The sequence below is a fragment of the Natrinema pallidum genome (assembly GCF_005890195.1).
Lineage (GTDB): Archaea > Halobacteriota > Halobacteria > Halobacteriales > Natrialbaceae > Natrinema > Natrinema pallidum.
Genome location: NZ_CP040637.1, coordinates 3,441,252 through 3,466,469, shown reverse-complemented (window position 1 = coordinate 3,466,469; position 25,218 = coordinate 3,441,252). Strand labels below are relative to the sequence as shown.

23 protein-coding genes are annotated in these 25,218 nt (G+C 64.2%); 13 read left to right on the top strand and 10 right to left on the bottom strand.

Features of this window, described 5'->3' with window-relative positions:
- Positions 1 to 74: 74 nt before the first annotated feature.
- The gene (locus tag FGF80_RS17235; protein WP_138655375.1) at positions 75 to 824 is read left to right on the top strand and encodes a rhodanese-like domain-containing protein; all 750 of its coding nucleotides are present in this window, start codon (positions 75 to 77) and stop codon (positions 822 to 824) included.
- A 1-nt stretch (position 825) separates the two neighbouring features.
- Here FGF80_RS17235 and FGF80_RS17230 read toward each other — a convergent pair whose 3' ends face one another.
- Both FGF80_RS17230 and FGF80_RS17225 read right to left on the bottom strand, forming a co-directional pair.
- Positions 826 to 2,208, bottom strand: a complete 1,383-nt coding sequence (locus FGF80_RS17230; RefSeq protein WP_138655373.1) for an oxidoreductase — start codon at positions 2,206 to 2,208, stop codon at positions 826 to 828.
- A 185-nt stretch (positions 2,209 to 2,393) separates the two neighbouring features.
- Entirely contained in the window at positions 2,394 to 3,437 is a 1,044-nt protein-coding gene (locus tag FGF80_RS17225; RefSeq protein WP_138655371.1) for an NAD(P)-dependent alcohol dehydrogenase, read from the bottom strand.
- 187 nt (positions 3,438 to 3,624) lie between these two features.
- Between FGF80_RS17225 and FGF80_RS17220 the strand changes: the two genes are divergently transcribed.
- Together FGF80_RS17220 and FGF80_RS17215 are read left to right on the top strand one after the other, a co-directional pair.
- Positions 3,625 to 4,689, top strand: a complete 1,065-nt coding sequence (locus FGF80_RS17220) for an amidohydrolase family protein (RefSeq protein ID WP_138655369.1) — start codon at positions 3,625 to 3,627, stop codon at positions 4,687 to 4,689.
- Between the two features lie 5 nt (positions 4,690 to 4,694).
- Positions 4,695 to 5,471, top strand: coding sequence for an iron-sulfur cluster assembly protein (locus FGF80_RS17215; protein ID WP_138655367.1), 777 nt, complete (start codon positions 4,695 to 4,697; stop codon positions 5,469 to 5,471).
- Positions 5,472 to 5,531: 60 nt separating this feature from the next.
- On the opposite strand, the gene cgi121 is transcribed toward FGF80_RS17215, so the two are convergent.
- Positions 5,532 to 6,038, bottom strand: coding sequence for a KEOPS complex subunit Cgi121 (gene cgi121, locus FGF80_RS17210; protein WP_006184960.1), 507 nt, complete (start codon positions 6,036 to 6,038; stop codon positions 5,532 to 5,534).
- Positions 6,038 to 8,407, bottom strand: a complete 2,370-nt coding sequence (locus tag FGF80_RS17205; RefSeq protein WP_138655365.1) for an ATP-dependent DNA helicase — start codon at positions 8,405 to 8,407, stop codon at positions 6,038 to 6,040. The genes cgi121 and FGF80_RS17205 overlap by 1 nt, the downstream gene beginning before the upstream one ends.
- A gap of 141 nt (positions 8,408 to 8,548) precedes the next feature.
- Between FGF80_RS17205 and FGF80_RS17200 the strand changes: the two genes are divergently transcribed.
- The gene (locus FGF80_RS17200; protein WP_175417053.1) at positions 8,549 to 9,010 is read left to right on the top strand and encodes a universal stress protein; all 462 of its coding nucleotides are present in this window, start codon (positions 8,549 to 8,551) and stop codon (positions 9,008 to 9,010) included.
- 25 nt (positions 9,011 to 9,035) lie between these two features.
- On the opposite strand, the gene FGF80_RS17195 is transcribed toward FGF80_RS17200, so the two are convergent.
- Positions 9,036 to 10,244 carry an inorganic phosphate transporter gene (locus FGF80_RS17195; RefSeq protein WP_138655564.1) on the bottom strand — a complete coding sequence of 403 codons (1,209 nt, stop codon included), beginning with the start codon at positions 10,242 to 10,244 and terminating at the stop codon, positions 9,036 to 9,038.
- 213 nt (positions 10,245 to 10,457) lie between these two features.
- Between FGF80_RS17195 and FGF80_RS17190 the strand changes: the two genes are divergently transcribed.
- Positions 10,458 to 10,703 carry a ferredoxin gene (locus FGF80_RS17190; protein ID WP_006184956.1) on the top strand — a complete coding sequence of 82 codons (246 nt, stop codon included), beginning with the start codon at positions 10,458 to 10,460 and terminating at the stop codon, positions 10,701 to 10,703.
- Positions 10,704 to 10,784: 81 nt separating this feature from the next.
- On the opposite strand, the gene mdh is transcribed toward FGF80_RS17190, so the two are convergent.
- Complete coding sequence (gene mdh / locus FGF80_RS17185) at positions 10,785 to 11,699, bottom strand: malate dehydrogenase (RefSeq protein ID WP_006184955.1); 915 nt, start codon at positions 11,697 to 11,699, stop codon at positions 10,785 to 10,787.
- 241 nt (positions 11,700 to 11,940) lie between these two features.
- On the opposite strand from mdh, the gene FGF80_RS17180 reads away from it, so the two are divergent.
- From FGF80_RS17180 to FGF80_RS17170, 3 genes are all read left to right on the top strand, one after another.
- Positions 11,941 to 12,405: a TIGR00725 family protein gene (locus FGF80_RS17180; RefSeq protein WP_138655361.1), complete on the top strand. Its 465-nt coding sequence runs from the start codon at positions 11,941 to 11,943 to the stop codon at positions 12,403 to 12,405.
- Between the two features lie 75 nt (positions 12,406 to 12,480).
- Positions 12,481 to 13,227 carry an Sjogren's syndrome/scleroderma autoantigen 1 family protein gene (locus tag FGF80_RS17175; RefSeq protein ID WP_006184953.1) on the top strand — a complete coding sequence of 249 codons (747 nt, stop codon included), beginning with the start codon at positions 12,481 to 12,483 and terminating at the stop codon, positions 13,225 to 13,227.
- A gap of 404 nt (positions 13,228 to 13,631) precedes the next feature.
- Positions 13,632 to 14,483 carry a phosphatase PAP2 family protein gene (locus FGF80_RS17170; RefSeq protein ID WP_138655359.1) on the top strand — a complete coding sequence of 284 codons (852 nt, stop codon included), beginning with the start codon at positions 13,632 to 13,634 and terminating at the stop codon, positions 14,481 to 14,483.
- 69 nt (positions 14,484 to 14,552) lie between these two features.
- On the opposite strand, the gene FGF80_RS17165 is transcribed toward FGF80_RS17170, so the two are convergent.
- Positions 14,553 to 17,000, bottom strand: coding sequence for a DEAD/DEAH box helicase (locus FGF80_RS17165; RefSeq protein WP_138655357.1), 2,448 nt, complete (start codon positions 16,998 to 17,000; stop codon positions 14,553 to 14,555).
- Between the two features lie 506 nt (positions 17,001 to 17,506).
- Here FGF80_RS17165 and FGF80_RS17160 point away from each other — a divergent pair.
- From FGF80_RS17160 to FGF80_RS17140, 5 genes are all read left to right on the top strand, one after another.
- Complete coding sequence (locus FGF80_RS17160) at positions 17,507 to 18,277, top strand: SH2 domain-containing protein (RefSeq protein ID WP_138655355.1); 771 nt, start codon at positions 17,507 to 17,509, stop codon at positions 18,275 to 18,277.
- 168 nt (positions 18,278 to 18,445) lie between these two features.
- On the top strand, positions 18,446 to 18,772 hold the full coding sequence (locus tag FGF80_RS17155; protein ID WP_138655353.1) for a hypothetical protein: 327 nt from the start codon (positions 18,446 to 18,448) through the stop codon (positions 18,770 to 18,772).
- A 231-nt stretch (positions 18,773 to 19,003) separates the two neighbouring features.
- Positions 19,004 to 19,942 carry a M48 family metalloprotease gene (locus FGF80_RS17150; protein ID WP_138655563.1) on the top strand — a complete coding sequence of 313 codons (939 nt, stop codon included), beginning with the start codon at positions 19,004 to 19,006 and terminating at the stop codon, positions 19,940 to 19,942.
- A 249-nt stretch (positions 19,943 to 20,191) separates the two neighbouring features.
- Positions 20,192 to 21,058 carry a hypothetical protein gene (locus FGF80_RS17145; protein ID WP_138655351.1) on the top strand — a complete coding sequence of 289 codons (867 nt, stop codon included), beginning with the start codon at positions 20,192 to 20,194 and terminating at the stop codon, positions 21,056 to 21,058.
- A 99-nt stretch (positions 21,059 to 21,157) separates the two neighbouring features.
- Positions 21,158 to 21,658 (top strand): TspO/MBR family protein, encoded by a 501-nt coding sequence (locus FGF80_RS17140; protein WP_006184947.1) that lies wholly within the window; start codon positions 21,158 to 21,160, stop codon positions 21,656 to 21,658.
- 42 nt (positions 21,659 to 21,700) lie between these two features.
- Here FGF80_RS17140 and FGF80_RS17135 read toward each other — a convergent pair whose 3' ends face one another.
- From FGF80_RS17135 to FGF80_RS17125, 3 genes are all read right to left on the bottom strand, one after another.
- The gene (locus FGF80_RS17135; RefSeq protein ID WP_049907995.1) at positions 21,701 to 22,291 is read right to left on the bottom strand and encodes a diacylglycerol/polyprenol kinase family protein; all 591 of its coding nucleotides are present in this window, start codon (positions 22,289 to 22,291) and stop codon (positions 21,701 to 21,703) included.
- Between the two features lie 193 nt (positions 22,292 to 22,484).
- Positions 22,485 to 24,266 (bottom strand): glycine--tRNA ligase, encoded by a 1,782-nt coding sequence (gene glyS, locus FGF80_RS17130; RefSeq protein WP_006184945.1) that lies wholly within the window; start codon positions 24,264 to 24,266, stop codon positions 22,485 to 22,487.
- Positions 24,259 to 25,113: a CBS domain-containing protein gene (locus FGF80_RS17125; protein WP_006184944.1), complete on the bottom strand. Its 855-nt coding sequence runs from the start codon at positions 25,111 to 25,113 to the stop codon at positions 24,259 to 24,261. The genes glyS and FGF80_RS17125 overlap by 8 nt, the downstream gene beginning before the upstream one ends.
- Between the last annotated feature and the right edge of the window lie 105 nt (positions 25,114 to 25,218).

The window sequence follows — 25,218 nt, the reverse complement described above, 5'->3', positions numbered from 1 at the left end:
GAAACGAAGGGGTTGGTCGACCGATCTGACCGTTACCAGAACCCATATTGGGGTGACTCGCGTATAGTCGGCCTATGAACCGACGGCAGTTTCTCGCAGTGGGATCGACGGCGTCCGTGACGGCCGTCGTGGGTTGCCTCGGCGGTGGCGGTGATAACGAGGGTGATGGATACGGCCCGGGCTCGGAGTCCGAACCCGAAGAGCGATCGATCGATCCCAGTTCGTACGAAACGCAGACGTTCGATGGTGTCGACGTGCCGTTGGCCCCCATCGATGACGTCTATTACTGGTATCAACGGCAAGAGGCCAGAGTCGCCGATGCCCGCGGCGCTGATCAGTACGAGAAAGCCCACATCGCCGGTGCGGCGCTAAGTACTGCTCCACCGTACACGCCGGACGATGATCCGGTTGCGGACTGGTCCAAAGACCAACGGATCGTGACCTACTGTGGCTGTCCACATCACCTCTCCGGATTGCGAGCCGGGAAACTGATCGAGAACGGCTACGAGAACGTCTACGCGCTCGACGAGGGATTCAACGCCTGGGTCGATCGCGGCTATCCGCTCGAGGGGTCCGAGGTCTCGCAGAAGCGAACGACCTACGAGATTCGCGGCCAGGCCGACGCCACGGACGCCGGCGAGATGGTCATGCTCAAGCAACTCGATGCGGACCGCGCCGAAGCGGCACCGATTGCCGACGACGGCTCGTACACGCTCCAACTCCACTATGCGGGCTCGACCGACTCTCGATTCAGGGTCGCGGCCCCCGATTATACGATCGAAGGAACGCTCGAGGAACTGACGAGCGACACCGTCACGGCCTGACTCACTCTCCTGCAGTCCGGTCGTACGCACCCTCCCGCTCGAGTTCGCCGCGTCGTCGGAGCACGGCAGGCGTCCGACAGATCCCCGGTGCACCCGTGACCTGCGGTACCGTACAGTTGTTGCAGCTCTCACAGAGCACGCGCTGCGTTTCCGCGTCCGATCCGGTCTCGAGCAGCCGCGCACCCAGCCGCGGCTCGGCGTAGAAGGGCCGGGCCATCCCGACCATGTCGCAGGCGGGTGCCGCGTCGCCATCGCCGTCGTCGTCTCTGTCCTCGCGCCGCCCGCTCGAGCCGAGCAGTCGGTCCATCTCTTCCCGCTCGCGGATCCCGCCCTCCCCGAGGACGGGGATCGAGACCTGTTCGCGTACGCGTCGGCAGAAGTCCGCGTTCCACGCGGGTTCGAAGTCGTACTGCAGCGACTGGATTCGGTTCGCGAGGGCGACGAGTCGCCTGCGCGTCGCGCCGCCGAACGCTGCGGCGTACTCATCACGAAGAGTCTCGGTCTCCCACGCTCGCTCGGGATACTCTCCGCGGACGATGCTCATATCCCAGACGACGGAGGTCTGGACGGGGACCACCGCGTCGTAGCCGATCCGCTCGAGCCGACGGGAGATTTCGATACCGTCCGCGAGCGAGAGCTTTCGGCGGACGACCGGTGCGGGTGGGGCGGGCGTTTCGGCCGGCACCTTGGTCAGCAGGGGCACGTCGCCGGCCCGCTCGCGGATCTCGTCGTGGACGATCGCGAGGAACTCGAGTCGCGCTTCCGGACTCCCACCGAACTCGTCGGTCCGCCGGTTGTAGAAGGGCGACAGGAACTGCTGGACGATCCCCATGTTCGCGCCGGCGAGGTGGATGCCGTCGTAGCCGGCTTCGACGGCGCGGGCGGCCGCACGGCCGAAATCCGCCGCGAGGCCGTACACCTCGGCGGTCGTGAGGACGTGGGGATCGTACTCCAGCAAGCCGAGTCGATCGAGGGTGCGCAACTGCCATGGCGGCTCCGAGACGGCGAGTTGCTCGAGGGCCGGATGCTCCCGTCGGTACTCGGCGTGCCAGGTCTCCATGCTCCGGAGGCCGCCGTGCTCGAGTTGGATGACGATCCGGCTCCCGTGGTCGTGGATGCGGTCGGTCAGCCGCGACAGCCGTGCCACGAAGTCGGAATCGTGGACCCGGGTCATCCCCGGGGCGGCGCAGCCGCCCTCGCCGCGGACGATCGTCGCACCCTGACAGATGAGGCCGACGCCCGATTCGGCGGCCGGCTCGAGGTCGTCGATCAGCGTGTCGACCGCGTCGGGACCGTTGCCCGCACACTCGAGCAGCGGCGCGCGGTAGAGTCGGTTGGGGACCGTCAGCCCGCCGATATCGATCTGGTCCTCGAGAGTGGCCATGTGCGGCATATCGTCCGATCACACAAGAGCGTAGCGTCGGTTCGGAATGGTCGGCTCACCGCCGGTTACCGGACCCGAGTTCCGTCGTATGCTCCTCGTTGTCGCGTGGACGCACGGTCGCGCGCCACTGCAGCGGGTTTGGCTGATGGAAGCGAATCGAGGGCGGGGTGCGCTGGCTGCGTTCGTCAGGGCGGCTGGATCACCGCTCGGCCCTCGATTTCGTTGTGCTCGAGCCGTTCCGCGACCGTGTTGATCTCGCCGAGGTCGTGGCGTTCGGTACGCAGTTCGACGTCGCCCCGCTCGACGAGCGCGACGAGTTCCTGCAACTCGGCGTACTTGCCGACGAGCGTGCCGCGGAACGAGAACTCGCCGTTGACCAGCGCCTGACTGGGTTCGTGGACGTGCCCGCCGTAGCCGACGATGTGATGATCACCGCCGGCGGCGACGATCTCGGGTGCCAGTGCGGTCGTCTCGTCGCGGCCGACGAAGTCGACGACCTGCTGGGCTCCCTCGTCGTCGGTCAGGTCCGCAACCACGTCGGCGAGATCCTCCTCGGCGGAGTTGACGGCGTGGCGAGCGCCCAGCCCTTCGGCCAACTCGAGCGCCTCGTCTTTAATATCCGCGGCGACGATGTCCGCGGCGCTCATCGCGTCGAGACACTGCAGTCCGATGTGTCCGAGGCCACCGACGCCGATGACGACGCAGGTGTCGCCGGGGTTCAGTTCGTCGACCGCCTTTTTGATGGCGTGGTAGGCCGTGATTCCCGCGTCGGCGTGCGGTGCGATGTCCGTCGGGTCGACGCCGTCGGGTAGCGGAATGACCGCCCGCTCGTTCGTCTGCAGGTATTCGGCGAACCCGCCGTCGGTAGTGAGCCCGTTGAACGCACTGTTCTCGCAGTACATGTCCTCGCCGAGCCGGCAGGGCCGACAGATGCCACAGGTCTGAACGGGATGGCAGATCACGGGGTCCCCCTCCGCGACCAGCGTCACTTCTTCACCGGTCTCGGCGACGATGCCCGCGTTTTCGTGACCCAGCGTCATCGGCAGATCCTGTGGCGCGTAGTCGGTCCACATCCCCTCGATGATATGATTGTCTGTCTGACACCATCCTGCTCCCTCGACCTCGATCAGTACCTGATCCGAGCGCTCGAGGTCAGGGCGGTCGATGTCCTCGACCTGCAGCGCGTCGCTCATGTCGTCGGTGTACTCGTGGAGCCTGGCTGCTTGCATGGTACCGCGTCACAGTTCGTCGGCATTCGGCATAATAGTCCCCTCGAGTATCGCTCCGCGTGAACATTTGTGGATTGATATAAAATCACGGATACGCTAATTTTGACCATGCATATTCAACTCGCAGTGTGATTCGTATCTGTACGAAAAAAGGGTAATGTGGTGTGGTATCGATATACAGTGTGCGATGTACCAGCACAACGGAGAAGAAATCTTCGTAATCGACGGCCACGTCCATCTGTGGGACGCCACGGAGGAAAACATCAAACACGAGGGTGGGGAAGAGTTCATCCAGTGTTTCTACGATTACCACACGACGTTCACGCCCGAGGAACGGCAGTGGGACATGGACGAGTATCGCGAATACGGTGCCGACCGAATGGTCGAGGATCTGTTCGGCAACGCCGCCGCAGACATGGGAATCTTCCAGCCGACGTACCTCACCGATTTCTACACTGAAGGGTTCAACACGACGGAGCAGAACGCCGAACTCGCAACCGAGTATCCCGAGCGGTTCGTCCTCAATGGCACCTTCGACCCGCGCGACGGGGAGGAGGGCCTCGAGTATCTCGAGGAACTCCACGAGAACTACGATATTCCCGGCGTCAAACTCTACACTGCCGAGTGGCGCGGTGACTCGAAGGGGTGGCGACTGGACGACGAGGAGTCTTTCGAATTCCTCGAGACGTGCCAGGAACTCGGGATCGAGAACATCCACGCGCACAAGGGGCCGACGATCCGCCCCCTTAATCGCGACGCGTTCGACGTCGCGGACATCGACGATGCGGCCTCGTCGTTCCCGGAGCTCAACTTTATCGTCGAACACGTCGGATTGCCGCGTCTCGACGACTTCTGCTGGATCGCCGCCCAGGAGAACAACGTCTACGGCGGCCTCGCGGTCGCCGCACCGTTCGCCCAGAACCGGCCGGGCAAGTTCTCCGAGATCATGTCCGAACTCCTCTGGTGGCTCGGCGAGGACCGCGTAATCTTCGGCTCGGACTACGCCATCTGGAACCCCGACTGGCTCGTCGAGGAGGTCATGGAAGCCGAACTCACCCAGGAGCACCGCGCAGAGTACGGCGTCGAGTGGGACCTCGAGACCAAGAAGAAAGTCATGGGCGAGAACATCGCCGCCCTCTACGACATCGATATCGAGAAAAAACGGCGGGCGTTCCGAGATGACGAGATCAGCCAGCAGTTCGATCTCGGGGATCACTACGCCAGCGGAGAACCCACTGCTGCGGACGACTGACGAGCATGAGTACCCAAACCTCCGACGACACCGCTCCGACTCGAGTGGCCATCCGCGACCGACTGGACCGCGTCACCGATCCGGAACTGGATCGCTCGATCGTCGAACTCGAGTACATCGACCGGATCGAGATCGACGGCGAACGCGTCGGTGTCGACCTCACGCTCCCGACTGCGTGGTGCTCGCCGGCGTTCGCCTGGATGATGGCGATCGACGCCCGCGACGAGGTCGAGTCCCTGCCGGCGGTCGAAGAGAGTCGGATTACGCTCCACGATCACATGCACGAGGCGGAGATCAACCGCGGCGTGAACGAAGGTCTGTCATTCGCTGAGGCGTTTCCGGACGCCGACGGCGACGTCGCGGCAGTCCGTACGGAACTCGACGAGAAGGCTCGCGTCGCCCGCCAGTACGACGCGATCGAGGCGCTGCTTGACGCCGGTCTCGACGCCGGAGCGATCGTCGCTCTCAGCCGCGACGACCTCGAGATGACCGACTCGACGGACACCGTCGCCGTCTACGTCCCCGATCGTTCGTTCGCGGTCACCGTTCCGAACGCTCCGATCGAGCGGTACCTCCGCAAAGCCCGCGAGACTGCCCTCGTTTCGGAACCAGCCGACCCCCTGTTTCGAACGCCGGAGGGCGATCCCATCGACGCCGAGTCGTTCGCCCTCGTCCACCGTCGGGGGCGGCTCGCACAGGTCAATCTGTCGAGCCAGGGCGGCATCTGTGATGGCCTTCGAGAAGCCAGAGAACGCCGTACCGAGGAGTCGGCCGACGACTGACTGCGGTCCGCTGTCCGTACACCCGGCGTTCCCCTCGCGGGACGTCTCGGCACCGCGAGGCTACTTTTCGACCTCGAGCAGCGCGACCCGCTCATGAACCAGCGCCGACAGTGGCGCGTCTGTGGCCGCCCGCTCGATATCGGTGATGTCGAAGAAATCACACAGCGTCTCGGAATCCCGCGTCTCGAGCGTTGAGTCCCGCTCGACGAACGCGCCCAGCGCCTGCAGTTCCTCGAGTGCGGCCGCTTCGTCCCCGTCGTGAGCGCCGTCGACGAGCACGACCGCTCGGTGCTCCCCTTCGCCGACGCCCATCTCGAGGGCGCGGTCGATCTGTCGCCGGCCGGCGGCGTACAGGAGAATCTCGACGGCCCGGTCCCGGGCGACGTTCTCCCCCCGTTCGATGGCCCGGTCGGCGAACTCGACCGCCCGCGCTATGTGGCGTCGGTCGGCGACGTACCGTGCATCGAACGCCTGAACCGTCACGTCGTGGCGGTCCCCGATCTCACCGAGGGTTGCCACGAACGCGTCAACATCGTCGATCTCGAGTCGGCCTTCGAGTAGCGCCATCAGAAATCACCCAGGCTCGCTTGACTGTCGTCCGCGTCCGTCGTTTCAGTCACGTCCGTTGCCGTGCGGTCCCCGCGCGCGTTCGCCGCCGCGTTCCCGTCCCCGTCGTTTGCCCCGTTCGATCTCGGCTCGACGCCGTCCATCGAGGGATCCTCGCGGCCCGCGTTCTCGAGGATGGTCTCGGCCGTCTTCCGTCCTTTGAGAACCGCGAGGATGACGCTTTTGTCCGCAGTCCGTAAGTCGGCGGGCTCCTCGATCCCCGCATCGTAGAGCCGGCGGGCGCGCTTGCGGCCCACCCCGCCGACCCCGACGAGTTCGAGTAGTTCCTCACCCACGCCGTGTTCGACGCGGGCGCGGGCCTCCCGGACGGCGACGGTCCACTCGCTGTCGATCTCCGCGGCCAGGGACTCGGCCGCCCCGAGCAGCCACTCGGCGGTGTCGACCTTTCCGCGGAGGTCGCCCGGCCCGATCTTGTAGCGGTCGGTCAACTGCTCCTCGTCGGTCTCGGTCGCCCAGTCCTCGAGCAGTTTGCCCGTCTTGAGCGCCGAGAGCCAGTCCTCGAAGCGTTCCTCCTCGAACTCGCTTGGGGCGTTCCCCAGCAGTTCGGCCTCCCGTTCGTAGAAGAGTTCGCCGAATCGTTCGTCCTCGCCGGAGCGCAGATAGAGTTCGTACATGTCCGGCGTCCGTGAGATCAGTTGATAGAGTCCCAGCGCGGTCGGACGCTCGTCGGCGTCCGCAAGCCCGTGAACGATTTCGGCGGCGCTCATCGGATCCAGGTAGAGCCGCGAGACGGTGTGCCCGAGGCTGGTCGCCTCGAGTTCCTCGTCGCGGCCGCCGTCATCTGCGAGAGCGGCCGCCGATGTGAACGCTCCGTCGTCGTCCCCTTCGGTACCGTTGCTGCCACTGGTCTCGCGTTCGATAAAGTCGTTTGACTCGAGGTACTGTAGGACCGTGTCGGTCACCGTCTCGAGCCGGCCGGCCTCGCTCGACTGGCTGGCGTAGAGGGTGGCCTCGAGGAACTCGAGTAACTCCCCGCGCGTGCGAGCGAAGCCGGAGGCGATGGTCGCGAGGACATGGGTTCGCAGGGCGGGCTCGGCCGCCAGTTTCGAGCGCACCGGCTCGGGCTCGGCCCAGATATAGCGGTCGAACAGCTCCTCGCTTTCGTCGTGGTTCTTCGCGAGCAACACGGCCTCGCCGTAGGGGTCGAGCCCTGGGCGACCGGCCCGTCCCATCATCTGGTGGATTTCGAGGACGTCCAGCGGAGCCATGCCGCCGGCGCTGGGATCGAAGCGCCGCCAGTCGCGGACGATCACGCGGCGGGCGGGCGTGTTCACCCCCGCGGCGAGCGTCGGCGTCGCCGAGATCACTTTTAGGAGTCGGTCCCGGAAGGCATCCTCGACGATGGTTCGCTGGGTACTCGAGAGGCCGGCGTGGTGGAAGGCCGAACCGCGTTCGACGGCCTCGGCCAGATCCTTGCTCGTCTCGGTGTCGCTGTCGTCCCGGATCTCGGCGGCCAGTTCCGCGAGTTCGGTCTGCTCCTCGGAGGTCAGTTCGTTCTTCGAGACGCTGCCTAACCGTCGTGCGGCGGCCTCAGCGTTCCGTCGAGAGTTGACGAACACGAGCGAGGAGCCCTCTTCTTGGAGGATGTCGCGGACGAGGGCGGCCTCTTGTTTTTCGCTGCCTTCGACGGGAACCTCTCTGGTCGAGCCGTCGTCGAAATTCAGTGCGTTGCCGTAGTGAACGCCCATCTGCAGGTCGATCGGTCGCCAGTCGGTATCGACCAGCGCGGCGTCGAGCCAGTCGGCGATTTCGTCGGCGTTGCCGACCGTCGCGGAGAGCGCGACCAGCTGCATACGAGGGTTGAGCTTGCGGAGTTTCGCGAGGGTCACCTCGAGCGTCGGCCCCCGATTCCGGTCGTCGATGAGGTGTACTTCGTCCGAGACGACGCAGGTAAGATCCGAGAGCCAGTCGGCCCCGTTGCGGACGAGCGAGTCGACCTTCTCGCTGGTGGCGACGACGATGTCCTTCGTCGCGAGCCAGTCGCTGGTGCTCTCGTAGTTGCCCGTCGTCACGCCGACCGTGACGCCGAAGCGCTCGTAGGCCTCGAACTCGTCTTTCTTCTCGCTGGCGAGTGCCCGCAGGGGGACGATGTACAGCGCCGTCCCGCCGCGCTCGATCGCCGACAGCATCGATAGGGCGGCGATCATCGTCTTCCCGCTGGCGGTGGGGACCGCTGCGACGAGGTTCTCACCCTCGGTCGCGCCGGCCTCGACCGCCGCTGCCTGTGGCGGGTAGAGCTCCTCGATGCCCTCGTTCCGGAAGTGGTCGACGGCACCGGCCGGGAGCCCCGACAGCTCCTCGATATTCATTGTCCTCCCTTGGCGCGTCCCGCGGTTTAAAGTATCGTCTTTTGCCGCCTCGATTCACGGCGAGCAATCGGGTTGTTCGCGTGCGCTCGAGTAGCCGGTGGGTTTCTTCTCCCGTCCGAGTCGTTCGACGCCGATAGACCGATGCGACCGGCGGTCGAACAGGCCCGTATGGCCGACTCCCATCCAGACCACGTTCTCGTTCCCACGCTCGGCCGTCCGCGGGAAGACGAGGCACTCGCCTACGCCCTCGAGACCTTTCCTGCCGCCGACATCGTACTGCTCGCCGTCATAACGCCGCTGGACGCGCCGCTCAGCGAGGGCGGCATTCTCGAGCGCGAGGACCGGCGGGCGCAGACGCGGGCCAGCGCAACCGACTTGCTCGAGTCAGTCGCCGATGCGGCCTCGGACCGGGTCCGGATCGAGACCGCCGAGGGGCGACCCGGAACCGTCGTCCCGCAGTACGCCGCCGAGGAGGGGATCGATCACGTCGTCATGTACGGCTCTCGGACGGGATCGACGGGATTCTTCAGGCGGTTTCTCGGTCGCGACATCGCCGCCACGGTGGTCGACCGCACCGCACAGCCGGTGACGGTGCTCGACTGACGCGCCTCGTCGGAACGACCCGAGGCTAGCCGCCGATAACCGATGCGAACAGCCGATACAGGCCGTAACTGACGACGACCGAACTCGAGAGCGTCACCAGCCAGAAGGTGATCGTGACGCCGATCTTGCGCCGGGAGACGCCCGCCGAGCCGCCGGCCAGCCCGCCGCCGATGACCCCCGACAGGATGATGTTGTTCAGCGAGATGGGTATCCCGAGCGCGATCGCCAACTGTGCGATGATAAACCCCGGGACCAGCGCCGCGATCGAGCGGCGAGCGCCGAGTTGAGCGTACTCCCGGGACGTCGCCTGCAGCAACCGTGGCGCGCCCATCCAGGCACCGGCGAGGATTCCGGTAGCCCCGATCGCGAGCAGGAGGATGCCCGGCAGGCCGAGTTCGACGCGAAAGAGGTTCTCGAGGGGGCCGGTCGCGAGGCCGACCTGCGAGCCGCCCGAGGAAAAGGCGACGATGCCGCCGAGGACGAGCAGGAACGAGCGGATGCCGTTCTCGACGGAGACCCGGACGCGCTCGCGGCTCCAGTAGAACGCGAGGACGCCGACCCCGACGGTCACGAGGACGGTTCCGAGATCGACGCCGGCGGCGAGCGCCGGTCCGCCGCCGAACTGCCGGGAGACGAAGCCGGCCAGGGTGCCCTGTTCGGCGGTCGGATCGGGAATCACGCCGAGGCGGACGTTGGCAACGATCGCCCCGACGATACCGGCTAGCAGCGGAACGCCGACCGTCTCGGGAACGTCGTCGCGCCGCAGGACGGTCGCCGTCGCGTACGCCAATCCGCCGGACATGATCGGCACCAGCAGCCAGAAGAGTCCGAGCTGTCGGTAGGTGTCGATCGCCGGATCGCCGCCCAGCGAGAGGCCGACACCGACCATCGCGCCCGTCGTCGCGAACGCCGCGGGGATCGGATACCGCGTGTAGATCCCGACCGCCATGAACCCTGCCGCGGTCAGCAGCCCCGCGGTGGCCGCAAGCGGCGTGATCGTCACCCCATCGATCAGATCCGCGCCGACGGTCTTGGAGATACTGCCGCCCTGCATGAGGGCACCCGCAGCCGCGAGCAGTCCGATGACGAACGCCGCCTGCATCGTCGAGATGGCGTTCGCACCGATCGCGGGAGCGAAGGGCGGCGAGTTGCTGTTCGCCCCGAGTACCCACGCCATAAACAGACAGGTCAGGATGGCGGTCCCGACGAGGACCGCGGAGGAAAGTGCGACCATTCCGTCTCTCGTACCTGTCATTCTACGACCTCGTGGAAAAGCGTTGGCTCGACAGTGGACCATGGACTCCTCGGTTCCGTCGTGCCGCATCGCTCTCGAAACTCGAGGGGTGATCCGCAGAAGGATAAAGCCACGCCAGTGCATCACAACTGATACCGTGGGCCTCGATTGGCGACCGCTACCGATTTACGCCGATCGACCCAACACCCTCGTATGAAGGTCGAATTCGACGAGGACACCTGTATCGGGATGTTCCAGTGCGTCGCCGAATGGGACGCCTTCGAGAAAGACAAATCGAAGGGAAAGGCAGTTCTGGCCGACAGCGAGGAAGTTGAAGACGGCATCTTCGTCCGTGAGGTCCCTGCTGATGCGGAACTGGACGCGAAGTTCGCCGCCCGGTCCTGTCCCGTCGACGCGATCAAAATCTACGACGACGACGGCGAGCAGTTGATTCCCTGAGACGGCTCCGTCGCTCTGTCCTCGGCTCCGCTGAGTACCCGGTGACGATGGCCGCGAAAAATCGCGACGGGTAATCGTCGTCTACGAAATCTCGTCGTACTGCTCGGAGAGCTTCTCGGCGGCCTCGCCGAGTTGGTTGCGTTCGTACTCGGTTAAGTCCCACTCGACGATCTCCTCGACGCCGTCAGAACCGAGCTTCGCCGGCACGCCGAAGGCGGTGTCCTCGTGGCCGAACTCGCCCTCGAGTGTCACGCTCGCGGGGAGGACCTCGCCGGTGTCACGCAGGATGGCTTCGACCATGTGTCCGACGCCGGTCGCCGGCCCCCACTGGGTCGCGCCCTTCTTCTCGATGACGTTCATCGCCGAGGTCTGGAGTTCCTCGAGTAATTCTTCCTTCTCGTCCTCGTCGAACTCGGGGTCGCGTCCGTCGACCCGGACCTTGGAGAACACGGGGACCTGTGCGTCGCCGTGCTCGCCGAGGATGGTCGCGTCGACGTTCCGGACCGGAGCGTCGAAGCGCTGGGAAATGACGTACCGGAACCGAGCGGAGTCGAGCCGGCCGCCGAAGCCGATCACCTTCTCGCGGGCGCGCTCGCCCGTTTCGTAGAGGTGGCGGTTCAGCAGGTCGACCGGGTTCGACGTGGTGACGGTGATGAAGTCGTCGTTGTGTTCGGCGATCGAGGAGCCGATGTCTTCCATGATCGGAGCGTTGTCACCCGCCAGATCGATCCGCGTCTGCCCCGGCTGACGCGGGATGCCCGCCGTGATGACGACGACATCCGATCCCGCGGTGTCCTCGTAGTCACCCTGTCGGATCGTCGTGTTCGAGTCGTAGGCCGCACCGTGGTTGGCGTCGGCGGCCTGGCCGATCGTGTCGTCTTCCTTGTCCGGAATGTCAACGAACACGAGCTCGTCCGCAACGTCCCGAAGCGCGATGTTGTAGCCCGCAGCGGCCCCGACGGTCCCGGCCGCGCCGACCACGCTCACTTTCGTCATACCACGTAATGATTCCCCACCACACACGTTAAATCCGTCGAAACCTCTGACTTCGAACCGATTCGGCGATAAATATTTCGACGACTGACGTATTCCGTCCCGTGCTCCGCGGACCGTGGTATGCCCGCCCGCTCGAGCGGCCGCTGCCTATCGTTTCCCCCGATCCGACGCTCACTGCCGCTCGAGTCGCCGGGGACTCGAGACCGAACCGATCATGGTCGCCGCCCGCGGTGTCTCGCGTATGCGCGCCAGCGTCATCGGCGGCGGGACGATCACGGACGAACAGACAGCCCGCGCGGAAGCGGTCGGCCGCGAACTCGCGGCTCGCGGTCACGTCGTCGTCTGCGGCGGTCGCGGCGGAACGATGGCGGCGGTCTGTCGCGGCGCGAAGTCCGAGGGCGGAACCACGATCGGCATCCTCCCCGGCGAGCGCCGCGGGACCGCCAACGACGCCGTCGACATTCCCATCGCGACCGGTCTCGGCCACGCCCGGAACGCGCTCGTCCCGCTGAACGGCGACGTGGTCATCGCGCTGGCCGGCGGCGTCGGTACCCTCTCCGAAATCGGCTTCGCCGGGGTCTACGACCGTCCCGTCGTCGGCCTCGGGACCCACGACGTCTCCGCCCTCGAGATCGATATCGAAACCGCCGACACCCCCACCGAGGCCGTCGATGCCGCCGAGGCCGCGCTCGAGCGACCGCGGTGAGTCGAGCGCGGTTCCGTCGATGGGGCCGCCCTCCCCTTCGCAGCTTTTTCGACGGTCCGCCGCCTCTAGACGAATATGAGTGACTTCGACAAGGAAGCCGAGCGCGAGAAACTTCGAGAGAAGTACGAGCAGGACAAAGAAGAGCGTAAGGCGACCCAGCGGATGAGCGACCTACTGCTCAAGGGTGCGACGATGACCAACGCTCACTGCGGGACCTGCGGCGACCCCCTCTTCCAGGACGACGGAACGACTTTCTGCCCCAGCTGTCACGGGAACCCCGACGCCGTCCAGGGGACTGATCTCGAGGCCCAGTCGGCCGCAGAGGGTGCGGGCGACGGGACTGCCGCCGGTGAGTCCGCCGATCGACCTGACGCCGCCGACGCGACCGCGCCGGATACCGACGACGCCGCGCCGACAGCGGCCGAGACGGCGTCCGCGTCCAACCAGACGACGGCGACCGACCCGCGCGACGCCGACCGCGGACGGGAGACGAGTGCGCCGACCCCGGACCGGCAACCGCAGCCGTCGACGCCGGCTCGAGACGACGGTCCCTCGCAGTCCCGTCCCGACGCCACGTCGGCCGACCGCGCCGCTTCGACTCCCCGCCCCGACGACCGTCGGTCCGGCTCCGACCGCAACCGACCGCTTCCCGCAACCGGTCCGTCCTCGGCCGACGGCGATCTCGATGCCGCTCGCGATGCGCTCGTCCGGTCGCTCGAGAAGTTCGCCGAAGCGGCCGCCGCCACGGACGACCCCCGCTACGCGGCGGACTGTCTCGAGGCGGCTCGTGAAGCCGGCGAGACGTTGGCAACGCTGCGCTGACCGTCCTCGAGACGGCGGCAATGCCGACTGTAGCCGGCGTCGACGGACGACAGCACGCTGAATCCATCGACGGTCGCTCGGTTTGAGCACCATCGAGTCACGACTGTACACGTCACACAGAGGTGGCTTTTCACCGGTTCCTCGCGGTCCCGCGTCCCGTCCGACTCGGCCACGTTGGGTATCAGTAGATTTAAATTAAGTAGAATGTTACCACCCGATAGGAACACGCGGCGCTGAGCCGTCACGATCCGAGTGTCCGTCGGCCCGACGGCTTCGACTCGCGCATCGTCGAAGCCGCAAGCGTAGCCACCACGCACGACTCGTCGCCCTCCCCCGTGTCCGGATACTCGTTCGCCCGCGGCTCGCGATCATTTGCCACCCCCTGAGACGGAGGCGAGCCACCGATGGCATTAGGATACGTTACGTTCATTACGATGGCAACCGTCTGTATCGGCGTTACAGCCACTTGTGCGCTCTGTGTCCGCTCTTCGGCGCTCCCGCGAACGATCGCCGAACTCGAGGACCGGGGCCGGAGTATCGCGCCCTATCTCGGCGTCACGCTGCTGGTGTTATTGGTGAAGCGATGGACGCATTACCGCAGGTTGGAACTCTCGTATGCGCTCGACTGGGACATTACCGCGGAGATCTACGCCGTGGAAGGCACGTTCGTCGCCGGCCTGCAGTCGATCGTTCCCGACTCGTTGATCGGATTCTTCTCCGCGATGTACATGTTCGGGTTCCCGTACCTGCTGGTGTCCGCTCTCGTGCTCTACTTCCTGTTGGCGACCCAGCGACGCTTCAAGCAACTGCTCATCGCGTACGCCCTCAACACCCTGGCCGGCTCGGTGTTCTATACGCTGTTCGTCGCCTACGGACCGCGAAATCATCTGTCGACCGTCAGCGGGCTCATGTACGAGTTCTACCCGCAGACACAGGAACTCACGGCGGAGGTGTCGGCGAACACGAACGTCTTCCCGTCGCTCCACACGTCGCTGGCGGTCATCGTCGCGATATTCGCCTGGCGGTCGCGCCGGGAATACCCCAGATGGTTCCCGATCGCATCGGTCGTCGCCGCCCTCGTCGTCTTCTCGACGATGTATCTGGGGATTCACTGGTTGGTCGATGTCGTCGCGGGCGTCGTACTCGGAGTGTGGTGTGTCCTCACCGCCGAGCGACTCGTCGCTCGTGCGGAGAGTGAGCCCGTTTCGGCGTCGGACGGCCGGGAGACGGGTCTTACGACCGAAATGAACGACTGAGCCGTGACCCCGGTCGCTCGAGTACTGCGCTTGGCCGATCACAACCCGGCCACCGGATCGCTCGGCTGCTCAGCCCGTGTAGTCGCTTCCGATGACCTCCCGAATCCGCTCGGCGGTCACTGTCCCCACGCCGTCCGCTTCCTGTAACTCGTCTTCGGTCGCGATCATCACCGCCTCGACGGTGCCGAACTCCTCGAGCAGCGACCTGGCCGTGACGGGGCCGATTTCGGCGATCGAGGAGACGACGTACTCCTGTTGTTCGCGCAGGGTCTTGGTCCCCTTTTCGCCGTGGACCGACACCTCCCGGTCGGCGGTCTCCTGTTCCCGGCCGGCGATCACCGCGAGCAGTTCGGTCGTATCGTCCTCGTCGTCGGTCCGCAGGACACTCGCCCCGAAGTCGACCGCGAGACTCGAGAGCGCCCCCCGGACCGCGTTCGGGTGGACGTCCCGCTGTTCGTACAGCCCCTCGCCCTCGATGACGACGATCGGCCGCGAGTAGTGGCGGGCCATCGCGCCGACCTGTTCGAAGACGGAGCGGTCGCCGCCGACCAGCGAGTCGACGAAGTCCGCGACGGACTTGCGCTCGACGACGACCCGATCGGAGAGGACGTAGTCGCCGACGTCAAGCGTCTCGAGGCTGATCTCGTACTCCTCGCGTCGCGAGAGGTCGCGGGCGATGTTCGCGTCCATCTCCCGCTGGTCGGCGACGACCGCAACGGTGTCGCCGTCGGCGTGTGGTTCGTGGGTCTCGATCTCGTCCGCCTCGTCTCCAGTGTCCTGATCACTACCCGTTTCCGAGTTGCGTTCTCCGAACGCCTGCAGTCCCGGCCCCGCTGCAACCCCCTCGCTTCCGCTGGAGGAATCGCCAACGGCGTCGGTGTGTTCGTCGTTCCCGTCCACTTTCACCCCGCCCTCGCCTGCCCCCTCGAAATCGGTCAGTGACTGCTGTGAGTCGTCGAGTTCCTCGGCGATTTCGGGGGCCAGTCCTTTCAGTTCACGCAGTTCCGATTCCATCTCCGTCTCGCGCCGCCGGGAGATCCAGAAGTAGGCCTCGTCGCGGGTGTCCTCGGCCATGAGGACGACGACCCGTCCCTCGGTCTGTCGACCCGTCCGTCCCTTCCGCTGGATCGAGCGGATCGCCGTCGGCACGGGCTCGTAGAAAAGAACGAGGTCGACCTCGGGCACGTCCAGCCCCTCCTCGGCGACCGACGTCGAGACGAGGACCTCGAACTCGCCGGCGCGAAACTCGTCTAAGACCGCCTGTTGTTGCTTCTGGGTCATCCCGTCGGAGCCTTCGCGGTCGCCCTGCCCGACGAACCGCTTCGTGTCGAAACTGTCCGAGAGGAAGTCGGTCAGCGCCTCCGCCGTGTCGCGGGACTCGGTGAAGACGATCACCCGCTCGCCGCCCTCGAGTCCCAGCGTTTCCGCCAGCAGCACGCGCGCTTTCCTGTATTTGGGGTGGATCTCGTCGAAGCTTTCGGCTTTCCGCATGGCCTCGCGCACGCGCGGATCGGAAACCATCCGCTGACTGGCCTTCGACGCGCCCGAGGTCCGGGCCTGATTGCGCTGGCGCTCGAAGTACCGCCGGAGCGCCTCGACGCTCTGGGTCTCGACCAGCGTGACGGCCTGCCGGAGCTTCATCACCTCGGCGTGGATCGACATCCCCTCGAACCCCTCAGACTGGTCGTTGTTGATCAACGTTTGCAACTCGGCCCGCATCCGATTCAGGTCCTTCTGGGACTGATCGGGCTGGGTCGAGCTCGCGACCCCGAGTTCCTTGAGTTTCTCGAGGCGCTCCGTGATCACCTCGTGTAGCGCGTCGCGGATCTCGAGGACCTCGTCGGGCAGGTCGATACGCTCCCACTCGACTTCGGTGTCGTGGGTGAACTCGTCGACGTCGGCGTCCTCCTCGGTCATCACCTCGACCTCGTCGATGCCGAGGTTCTCACAGACCTCGAGAATGGCCTCCTCGTCGCCGCCGGGCGAGGCGCTCATCCCCGTCACGAGCGGCCGCTTGGCGTCGGCGTGGTAGCGCTCGGCGATGTAGTTGTAGGCGTAGTCGCCGGTCGCCCGGTGACACTCGTCGAAGGTGACGTGGGTCACGTCGGCGAGCGAGATTCGACTCCCGACGAGGTCGTTTTCGATCACCTGTGGCGTCGCCATCACGACGGTTGCCGACTCCCACGTCGCGGCGCGATCGTCCGGGCTCACGTCGCCCGTGAAGACGACGATTTCCTCGTCGGGGATCTGCAGCGCTTCGCGGTAGAAGTCCGCATGCTGCTGGACGAGGGGCTTGGTGGGGGCGAGCATCAGGGACTTGCCGCCGACCTCCTCGAGTCGCCGTGCGGTGACCAGCAGGCTCACCGTCGTCTTCCCCAGCCCCGTCGGGAGACAGACGAGCGTGTGGTGGTTCGCGGCCGTCCCCGCGAGCTTCAACTGGTAGAGTCGCCGCTCCAAGAAGTCGGGCTCGAGGAGCGGATGCTCGATAGAAGCGACGTCCTCGTCCTGTGCTGCCATTGCCGGCGATTCGAGACGGTCGCGGTTAAGCATTGAGAAAGCGGGGTGAAAATGAACGCGGTCGTTCACGGTGTATTCGAATCATGTTCGACGTCGACTACCCTGCTGGATCATGAATTGTGGTATACATGTTGTACTCTTCGGTCTCGCACTGGACGTAATAACCTCGTATTGTGATACCATCCTTGTAACTCCGATCAGTTCGCTCTCCTTACTCCAGCGATGTCCGATTAGTCCTCCCTGGCCGCCCGCTCGAAGGCTCAATCCGGATCATTTCCGCCAATTATATCGGGACAGTTTTGGCCACACATAATTGCTCTTGGGACTAATTTTGGTGGTTCTCGAGCCATAGTCGACCGCGAGACTGCCGTTCCGATATAATTCTTGAGGTCTAGTACTGGTATGAACACACTTATTATTAGCAATAGTTATAAACTATTACTGTGTCCTAATACTACTAATAATATAAAAAACTAATATGCTGGGGGAAATGGCTTCAATCGGATATGGTTGGAAAAGAAAACAGTGATGTTAATCGAAGAAACATCCTCCGAAAAGCGGGTTTCGGTATTGCGAGTTCCGGTGTTCTTCTCTCCGCAGCAGGAAGCGCACAAGCGAAGGAGAATGCATCTGAGAACGCCACCGAGTACGAATTCACTGAAGAAGAGAAAGATGCTGTCGTTGCCGAGCTCAACCGAATAGCCCGACAAGAGATTCGGAAGGAACTCGACGACGACGGTGTAGTGACACCGAACTGGCCGAGTTGGATTCCCGGCGTTCCGACCGGACTGCCTTTTAACTGGTGCGTTGACATTCCACTCGGTGACGAATTCTGCGCACTCGCTAATAACCCAGTGACGGAGATGCCGCTTTCCTGCGGAGATGTCAACTTTACCGGGAGACGTGTCGGTATGACGCTCGGCTACGGGCCCAGTGTCCACATTGATGACGGCGAGGTCGAAGGAGACATTCAATACCAGATCGGCTTTAACGCGATGATCAACGAAGCCAACGGGTGCTTCTATCTCGAACTGACAAGCACTGGTCAGAAGGCGTGTGTTGTGACGAAGTGCCCGGATATGCCGGATCCACGAGAGGTATCGATTCGCGAACTCGCTCAAGCGCTGTACGACCTAAGTTACAGTTTCGCAGAGGATCTGTACGATGCGGCAGGCATAAGTCCGCCGGAAGTGCTTCTGATCCTCACGGCCATTGGAATTGCAGTTGCATTCGCGACGATGGCTGCTACCCCGCCTATTCCTGGTGCAATTCCGTAGACACAAACGTAAAAAACCAATATTTGTCACATATTGAAACACATACTTTGCATTTCTGATCATCTAGTAATTTCGACAAATCAAAAGACATAGTGCCATATCTAGTTCGTATAATCTTGTTCTGACTATAGAAAGATTAATAAATAATTATACAGTAGCAAAAACTGTATGACTTCGCTGGAACGCTGGCAATACGTATATTTGTCTCTAGCACTTTTAATATTTGCCATTAGTGTTGTTGGATACTTTATGACTGGAGTGAGTATATTCTCTCTCTATCCAACAATCGTTTGGTTGGGTCTTTTGATCGTAATTGTACGTCCAACGATGTTCGGGTATATTATGGCTGGCTTCGGTATCCTCTCGCTCGCCATCGCCGGCTTTCTCATGCGTGGAGGTGCAAGTCTCCTTACTATCGGTGTTCTCGTGGTCGTTGGAGGTGGAGCGCTTGTCGGTGGAATACGAACTCACAGAACCAGATCTCTCGAACAGTGATGACACCCATATCGAATTCAATGAGAGATTCATCACGCCGGAATCCTCGCTCGTTCATGACTGCTTCATGATCCGTACTGGCCGCGAAGCGGCTACTCGAGTGCGTAGTAGCTACTCTCCGAAAATATATGAGAGACGGCCTGTAGTTAGTAATCCGTCACCATTGCGCTTTTGAAAAACTGTCTCGAAATATCGCGTATGCCCCCCGCAGTACGCAGATTACAATTACGGATGGTCGCTTCGCTCGCCGGACTAGTTTTAGTCGCGATCGGACTCCTCGTCGGCGTGTGGGCGACGTTTTACGGCGGACTCGTCCTGATCGGAAGTGCGTCCCCCGTCTCGATCGCTGCCGGTGTTACGGTCACGATAGTAGTCGCGATCGCGTATATCGAGTACAGACACCTCGAGACGATCGAACGGCTTTCGGATGCACATCCGGTCGATCGCGAGACGGCTCCGAAGTTGCACCGGACAGCGACTCGCGTCGCTGCTCAGTTGGACGTGCCACCGCCGACGATCGCCGTCTCGGAGCGCGACGCTCCCGAGGCGCTGGCGGTCGGATTTCGACCGACGAACATCCATCTGGTGTTTTCGCGCGGAACGATCGAGACGCTCGATCATCCGGACGAACTCGAAGCGGTAATCGCTCACGAACTCGCTCACGTCAAAAACCGAGACGCGATGGTCATGACGGTCGTTTCCCTTCCCGTCGTTCTCGCGGCCGGACTCCGGTCACGACTCGCACGGATCGATCATCCCGGGATCGTGACGGCCGTGCTACTCGTATTTCTGTCGACCGCCGTGTGGGTCGTCGGACGACTCCTCACGGCTCACCTCTCCAGAGCCAGGGAATGCGCTGCGGACCGGGCCGCCGCGGAGGTGACCGGCTCACCCGCCGCCCTCGCCAGTGCGCTCTCTCGATTAGATCGGGAAATTTCCGAGGCACCCGAGCGTGACCTCCGAGACGGTTCGGCTGTCTCTTCGCTCTCGATTCTGCCACTGGAACCGATGACACCCGAAAAGATCATGCTCGGTCCCGAAGGCGATGCTGAGCCGTCGTACTGGTGGCTCCGAAAACGACTCCACCAACTCAACCGCCGATTCCTCGGTACACACCCACCGACGACCGATCGAATTGAATCGCTCTCGAGGCTCCAACGGGAATCGTGACTCGGTCACCGGTCGGGCATTCGCGGCCACCCCCCTCAACGAGACTGCCGGACATCATCTCGGGAGTTGTCGGCGTCCATCGGCCGATTGGCGGTGACAAACAGACACACCGTCGTCTTCCCCAGCCCCGCCGGGAGACAGAGCCGTTTGGTGCCCACCAACCGCCGATCCAGAGCAGTCGATCGTCGGTCGCCGTCCGCCAAAATCGACTGGGGGTTCTTCCATCCGTTCAGCCTCGAATGGGACGCAATGCATCGCAGACACTATCTCGCTGCCGCTGGCCTCGTCGGTACCGCCGGTCTTGCAGGCTGTCTCGACGAGAGCCCCCTCGCGAGCACTGGCGGTATCGCCGACGAACCCGACGATAACGACGAGGACGACGCGACCGACGAACGGACTATCGAAGCGACGCCGGACGGTCCGGAAGCGACGGCTCGAGCGTTTCTCCGCGCCGTCGACGCCGGCGACGGCGACGCGTTTGCCGCTCTCGTCCACGGTTCGAGCAGCCTGCATCCGGACAACTTCGATGCGACGACGGACGGTGAGGGCACGGACCGACCGGGGCTCGATATCGAGTCGTTCGACACCGAACTCGACGACACCGGTCTCACCGTCGCGGACCTCCGTGCGATCCCAGGTGCCAAGCTGTTCGTCGAGGACGAGCTCGCGACGGTCGTCGAGGGCAGTGACACGGCGCTAGTTTCGGCGACGATGGAACCCGGCGACACGGCCGGCGAGGCGTTCGAAGACGAGGTGGAGATCGTTCTGGTCACCGAGAACGGGGAGTGGACGATTCTCTGGTGGCTTCCCGCCCGGTCCGACCCCGACGAGATTCGCGACGACCCGATCATCGACGAAGAGGGACGCGTCGTCGACGCGGTCTCGTTCGACACGTCGGGTGCCAGACACCGCGCTCGAGTCGAGTTCGCGGACGCGCCGGATGTCGACGTAGTGACCGTCGAATCGACGGTTTTCGGTGCCTCCGCTACGATGGACGATCCGAGCGCGACCGACACCGCCACGATCACCCTTGATCCGAACGGGGACGAACTGGTCGTGTCCGCCACCATCGACGGAACGACCGAGGTCGTCCATCGGGTGCCCCACAACGTGTAGCCTCCGATACGGCTCGTTCCCACCCGTCGCCGGCAGCCGGGTCCGTAGTCGACCCCGCGCGGGCCCCTCGTATAACCCCGCCGGTGACGTAGGACGTGTATGGCGTTCCGATCGATCACCCACCACCTCCCGGACGGCGGTTCAATCCTCACGGCGATCGGCTTCGTCCTGCTGGTCACTATCGTCGGCGCGGCTCCCAGCGTGTTCTCCTCACCCGACACGCCGTGGTTCCGCGCCCTCGAGAAACCGTGGTTCTATCCGCCAACGATCGCGTTCCCGGTCGTCTGGACGCTCCTCTTTATCCTCCTTGGCATCGCGCTGTGGCTCGTCTGGCGCAGCGACGCCGACGGGCGTCGCCTCGCGCTCGGTGCTTTCGTCCTCCAGATGCTGTTCAACGTCGCCTGGACGCCCGCCTTCTTCGCGCTCGAGGCCCCGCTGGTCGCGCTGGGGATCGTCGTCGTCCTCTGGGGGCTCGTCGTCGGAACGCTCGTTGCCTTCCGACGGGTCGACCGCCGCGCTGGAGCGTTGCTGGTCCCGTATCTCGCGTGGGTAACGTTCGCAGTCGTCCTCAATTTCGAGCTCTGGCGGTTGAACGCCTGATCCGGCCTCACGGCCGAACGACCGGTGTGGCGGTCGGCGAGCCTACATCGACACCGGCGTGAACTCGAGGACGAGATACGCCAGACAGGAGGCGTAGATCGGGATCGTCAGGTTGTCGTCGATGATGTAGGTGCGGATTTCGACCGTCACGCCGTCGGCGAGCGTCGCGCCCGCTGCGGCGAGCAGCGCCGCCGTGAGCGGCAGGAACGGGAGCGCGATGATCGTCGAGACGAGGAACATCGTGCCCAGCACCGTCGGTGATTTGACCCGCTGGAGGGTGTTGTCCGAGACGGCCCCGCTGATCGGGTCGCCGAGCGCGAGCATCAACATCGCGGGCAGCGCGATCGCCGGTTTGAAGATCACCACGACGGCGGCCATGCTAATCAGGTAGAGCGCGTACGCGGCGGGGTTATCCTGTTCGTACTCGCGGGTGAGGACGTCGTAGAGCCGCCAGTCGAGCCCGACCTGGAGTCGCAGGAACTCGAGGACGAGCGCGCCGGTCGCGAGGACGATCATGAGGACCCGAAATCGAGGCCAGGTGAGCCCGAGTTCGAGGAAGTCGGCGAGCAGATAGAGGGCGACCAGCCCCGAACCGCTGGCGTGGACGAGTCGCCGCTTCAGTTCGTCGGCCATCATGTCCTGCCTTGGGAGAGGTGACCTTCAGTCCGTCGGTTAGTTCTCCCGAGTACTATATATTATTTAAAGGCGTGGCGACGACCGATGCCGATTTTCACCGTGCGCCGTCGCGTATCGTTCCGCAAAGTGGGACCGAGATCGTTCCCACCCCCGTCGCAAAACGGCCTCTCTGCAATGCGGGTGCCGTCGCCTACTCCTCGAGATCGTCGAACGCGAGATCGCCGGCGCGAATCGCCGACAGCGTCTCGGGCAGCTCGTCGATCGCGAGTCGCTTCTGGTCCGTCGAGTCGCGTTCGCGGACCGTGACGCCACCCTCGTCCTGTTCGATACTCTCGTAATCCACCGTCACGCAAAACGGTGTGCCGACCTCGTCCTGGCGGCGGTAGCGCCGACCGATGTTCCCCGAGTCGTCGTACGTGACCGATAGGCCCGCTTCGCGGAGATCCGCGGCGATGTCCCGTGCCGCTTCCTCGAGTTCGCCGTCGTTTTGCAGGGGGAAGACGCCGACGAACGTGGGTGCGACCTCGGGATCGAGTTCGAGGAAGGTCCGTTCCTCGCCGGCGACCTCATCCTCGCGGTAGGCGTGGTGGAGGACGGTGTAGACCAGCCGGTCGACCCCGAAGGAGGGTTCGATCACGTGCGGAACGATGTGTTCGCCCGCTTCCGTTTGCTCCGCGACGGCGAAGCCGGTCTTCTCGACGGGGATCTCGTGGCTCTCGCCCTCGAGTTCGATCTCGACGGTGTCGCCGTCGAACGCCGACCGGTCCCGTTCGGCGAGCGCCTCGAGTTCCCCGACGACGGCCTGTGCGTCGCCGCCGAACTCCGGGCCGAGGTAGCTCATGTCGGGATCGACCGTCGCGCGCTCGACGGTTTTGGGCTCGTCGTACTGCTTGAAGATCGTAAAGCGGTCGCCGGAGTGTTCGGCGTGTTTCGAGAGGTCGTAATCGCTCCGGTAGGCGAAGCCGGCCATCTCGATCCAGTTGCCGTCGATCTCGCTTTCGGCGTCCCAGCAGTCCGCCGCGTAGTGGGCGCGTTCGCCCGAGAGATGCTGTCGGAACCGGAACCGATCCATGTCGACGCCGACGGCATCGTACCAGGGTTTCGCGACGCCGAGGAAGTACGCGACCCACGGACTGGCGATTGTTCCGTCGTCGACGGCCGCGCCGATCGTCGTCCGGATCTCCTCGCCGTCTTCTTTGTTCTGCTCGCTGGCGGGGTAGAGCGTCACCTTGACGTCGGCGACGCTCTCGAGGTCCGGCTCGTCCTCCTCGGGATCGATGAAGTACTCGAGTTCGGCCTGCGTGAACTCGCGGGTGCGGATGATCGAGCGCCGGGGACTGATCTCGTTGCGGTAGGCGCGGCCGATCTGGGTCACGCCGAAGGGGAGCTGGTTGCGCGCGTACTCCTTGAGCCGCGGGAATTCGACGAAGATGCCCTGGGCGGTCTCGGGACGCAGGTAGCCGGGGTCGGAGTCGCCGGGGCCGATGTTCGTCGCGAACATGAGGTTGAACGCGTCGACGGCCTGCCCCGCGAGCCCCGCACCGCAGGTGGGGCAGACGAGTTCGTACTCGGCGATGACCTCCTCGACCTCGGGAATGGGGAGGCTCTCGGCGTCCTCGTAGTCGGTGTTGTCCTCGACGACGTGGTCCGCGCGGTGGCTCTCGCCGCAGTCGGGACACTCGACGAGCATGTCGTCGAAGCCGTCGAGGTGGCCCGAAGCCTCGAAGACGGGTTCGGGCATGATCGTCGGCGCGTCGATCTCCATGTTGCCCTCCGCGACCGCGAAGCGATCGCGCCAGGCGTCCTCGACGTTGCCCTTCAGCGCCGCGCCCTGGGGGCCGAAGGTGTAGAAGCCGCCGACGCCGCCGTACGCCCCCGAGGACTGGAAGAAGTAGCCCCGCCGCTTGGCCAGTTCGACCAGTTTCTCGCTCGTCGGTTCGTCCGCGCTCGCCGCGTGCTCGTGCTCACTCATAGAGCGCCTCCAGTAGATCGACGTCACAGACGACGCCGACGAGGTCCTCGCCCGTGACCATCGGAATCTGCTCGATGTCGTTGGTGATCATCCGCTGGGCGGCCTCCTGGATCGACATCTCTGCCGAGACCGTCACGACCTCGTCGGTCATGAACTCCCGGACCGGCCCCGCCGGAAGCTCGATGTCCCGCGTGGGGAGATAGCGACTGCCGACCGCCTTGATGCCCTCCCAGGACCAGTCGTCGTCCTGATCGCCGAAGTTGTCGCCCGTCTCCTCCTCGCCCTCGACGATCCGGGCGACCTCGAGCACGTCGACCTCCGTAAGGACACCACTCATGCGACCGTCGTCGTCGAGCGCGATGGCGTAGGGGACGTTCGCGTAGGAGAGTTCCCGCTCGGCGACGGGTAGGGGCGTCCCCTCGTAGGTCGTGTTGACGTCCCCGCTCGCGTAGGTCCCGACGGTGCCCTCGGTCGGCTGATCGCCCGTCGCGATCGCGTGGATGATGTCCGTGACGGTGACGATCCCCTCGAACTCGCCGTCGACGACCGGAACGCGGCGCGCGTTCGCCTCGACCATCGTTCGCGCGACGTCCTCAAGGTTCGTCTCGGCGGTCGTCGTCGGGACGTTCTCTTCCATCAGCATCACGAGCTGGTCCTCGTCGGGCTGCTCGATGAGGCTCTCTCGGGAAATGAGACCGCGGTACTCCGGCCCGTTGTCGGTCGGTTTGACGACCGGGACGGACGAGAACGACTGTTCTTGCAGGTACTCGAGTACGTCCGAACGAGTACCCGGCAGGTCGGCAGTGACCACGTCCTCGCGGGGCGTCATCGCGTCGGCTACGTTCATATCCCCACGGTACGGCGAAAATGAGTATAAACCCAGTGTTTCACACCCGATATCGGTTTGGCTTCCGATCGGTCCCGCAGCTGGACAGTCCAATTCGATGAGTTT